Consider the following 2,823-nt stretch of genomic DNA (forward strand, 5'->3'; position numbering starts at 1 on the left):
GCAAATAATGATCCGCAATCGCGCAAGCGAGCATTGCTTCACCAATCGGCACAGCACGGATGCCAACGCACGGGTCATGTCGGCCTTTGGTCATGACATCCACTTCCTTCTTATCCACATCAATCGAACGACGTGTCGTGAGAATGGATGAGGTCGGTTTCACGGCAAAACGGGCAATAATCGGCGCACCGGTTGCGATACCGCCAAGAATACCACCGGCATTATTCGACAGGAAGACCGGATTGCCATCGGCATCAATGCGCATTTCGTCGGCATTTTCTTCACCGGTCAGCGTCGCGGCCTCAAAGCCATTACCGATCTCAACACCTTTTACTGCAGGGATCGACATCAGATTGGACGCAATATCCTGATCCAGTTTGGCATAAAGCGGTGCGCCGATACCGGCAGGCACACCTTCAGCCACAACCTCAATCACTGCACCAATAGATGAACCGTTTTTGCGGATACCATCGAGATAGCTGGCGAACAGTTCTACTGAGCCTGCATCCGGTGTGAAAAACGGGTTATTATCGACCTCGGCCCAATCCCAGCGGGAGCGGTCGATTTTGTGAATACCCATGCCTACCAATGCTGCACGGATTTTCAAACCCGGCACAACCTTGCGGGCAATTGCACCGGCAGCAACACGCGCTGCGGTTTCACGCGCAGAAGAACGTCCGCCGCCACGATAATCGCGCAGGCCGTATTTCACATCATAGGCATAATCCGCATGTCCCGGACGGTATTGACGGGCAATCTCACCATAATCTTTTGAACGCTGATCCACATTCTCAATCATCATGGAAATCGGCGTGCCGGTGGTGGTCATCACCCCGTCTTCACTGGTGAGAACACCGGACAAGACCCGCACCTGATCCGGCTCGCGGCGCTGCGTGGTATATTTTGACTGACCCGGCTTGCGCTTATCAAGATAGGCCTGAATTTCAGCTTCGGTAAATTGAATACCCGGAGGGCAGCCATCAATAATACAACCCAGCGCCGGACCGTGGCTTTCGCCCCAGGTCGTCACGCGGAAAAGATGGCCAAAGCTGTTATGCGACATAGAAAACCCCAAGATTGAACCGGTTCTTTGCGGCTCATTTTAATTTCAGTTTGGTAATCTGTTTCTATTCGCCTTTTAAGCAGTGGTCAAACGAGAGAAAGACCGGCGCACAAAAAAGCGGCGCTAATCGATACTGTTTGCGGTATCGGCACCAAACAACCGGAAAATGTTGCGAAAATCTGCGGATATGATCTAGTCTCTCCAGCAGAGCTTTTCAGAGAAGCAGGTCGTGCTAATGCCATAATTGACCTGCAGCTTCGGAACCGGATTTTATAACGCACAAGGATTTCTCATGCGTATTTTGGCCATTCTCACGGTGTTACTCGCCCCGCTCTTTGCAGGCACAGCGCTTGCAGACGATGCTGAGGGTAAGATCACCAAGATCAATGAAGATACGGAAACCATTACGCTGGACAATGGCAAAGATTACCGCCTGCCCGGAGAATTCGATTATAGTGCGATTGAAAAGGGCATGAAAGTTATCGTCACCTATGATCTCGTCGATAATGTTCGCTATATCAGCAATATTGACGAAGCCGACGGCGGTTAAACCCGTAATTACCGGCCACCATGAAATGACAAAAGCGCCGTTTCCGGCGCTTTTTTATTATACAGAAGCTGCTTTATTCAAACCCATTCAAGACGGTTGTTTTCAAGCTTCAGAAGCTTGTCCTGCGGCACGGAAAGATGCGCCGCATCCTGCCCGCTCATGCCTTCAACCAGATAAAACAAAGTGCGAATGCAACCGCCATGGGTCACGCACACTGTTTTGCCCTTCACGCTTTCAAGCCATTTGGCAACGCGCTCTGAAAGAATCATGTAGCTTTCGGCATGTTCGCCCGGCGGAACAAAGTTCCATTTGTCACGCTCACGCTGCTGCAAGAGACTTGCACTGCCGACACCGGCAGCCTCGAACTCTTCCATCATATGCCCCTGCCAGTCACCGAAATGCACCTCCATCAGCAAAGGATCGGTGCGGTAAGCCAGCGGGTCGAGCCCCATACGGGTGCGGATACGCTCCATCGTCTCACGGGTACGGCGCAGAGGACTTGCAACAAAGTCAAATCCTTCTGCCGCACCAATCAGCGACTTCAGCATATCGCCGTTGCGGTCAGCCTGTGTGCGGCCATGGGCATTGATATCAATGTCCATCTGCCCCTGCACACGCTGGGAGACATTCCAGTCCGTCTCGCCATGACGCGAGAAGTAAATGATTTCCCGTGCCATTCCTGCTGTCCTCAGTCTTTTACAACCGAAATATCCGGTGCATCCACGGCTTTCATACCGATTGTATGATAACCGCTGTCCACGTGGTGAACTTCACCGGTCACGGAACGGGAAAGATCGGAGAGGAAATACAGGCCTGAATCGCCGACTTCTTCAATGCTGACGGTACGACGCAGCGGTGCGTTATACTCGTTCCATTTCAGAATATAGCGGAAATCGCCGATACCCGAAGCCGCAAGCGTCTTGATCGGGCCGGCAGAGATCGCATTAACGCGGATATTCTGCGGACCGAGATCAACAGCGAGATATTTCACGCTGGCTTCCAGAGCGGCCTTGGCAACACCCATCACATTGTAGTTCGGCATGACTTTTTCTGCACCGTAATAGGTGAGTGTCAGCATAGAACCGCCGTCTGTCATCAGTTTTTCCGCGCGCTTGGCCAGCGCAGTGAAGGAATAAACCGAGATCAGCATTGTGTTGGAGAAGTTTTCTGCCGAAGTATCGAGATAACGGCCGGTCAGCTCATCCTTATC

General features: G+C 52.0%; 4 protein-coding genes. 1 reads left to right on the forward strand and 3 read right to left on the reverse strand.

Going from position 1 to position 2,823, the window contains the following annotated elements:
• A partial coding sequence (gene aroC / locus A918_RS0104955; RefSeq protein WP_022709979.1) for a chorismate synthase occupies nt 1-1,063 on the reverse strand: 1,063 nt, incomplete at its 3' end.
• A 292-nt stretch (nt 1,064-1,355) separates the two neighbouring features.
• On the opposite strand from aroC, the gene A918_RS0104960 reads away from it, so the two are divergent.
• Nucleotides 1,356-1,613 carry a DUF1344 domain-containing protein gene (locus A918_RS0104960; protein WP_022709980.1) on the forward strand — a complete coding sequence of 86 codons (258 nt, stop codon included), beginning with the start codon at nt 1,356-1,358 and terminating at the stop codon, nt 1,611-1,613.
• A 77-nt stretch (nt 1,614-1,690) separates the two neighbouring features.
• On the opposite strand, the gene A918_RS0104965 is transcribed toward A918_RS0104960, so the two are convergent.
• Entirely contained in the window at nt 1,691-2,290 is a 600-nt protein-coding gene (locus tag A918_RS0104965) for a histidine phosphatase family protein (RefSeq protein ID WP_022709981.1), read from the reverse strand.
• Between the two features lie 11 nt (nt 2,291-2,301).
• Nucleotides 2,302-2,823 (reverse strand): SDR family oxidoreductase (locus tag A918_RS0104970; protein WP_022709982.1); only part of this gene is annotated, 522 nt, incomplete at its 5' end.

Origin of the sequence: Pseudochrobactrum sp. AO18b, assembly GCF_000409565.1 — a bacterium.
GTDB classification, from domain to species: Bacteria; Pseudomonadota; Alphaproteobacteria; order Rhizobiales; family Rhizobiaceae; genus Pseudochrobactrum; species Pseudochrobactrum saccharolyticum.

What these genes read in the sequence shown, in the direction of transcription:
- A918_RS0104965 (WP_022709981.1), bottom strand. Translation starts at nt 2,290, where the DNA reads ATGGCACGGGAAATCATTTACTTCTCGCGTCATGGCGAGACGGACTGG.
- A918_RS0104960 (WP_022709980.1), top strand. Translation starts at nt 1,356, where the DNA reads ATGCGTATTTTGGCCATTCTCACGGTGTTACTCGCCCCGCTCTTTGCA.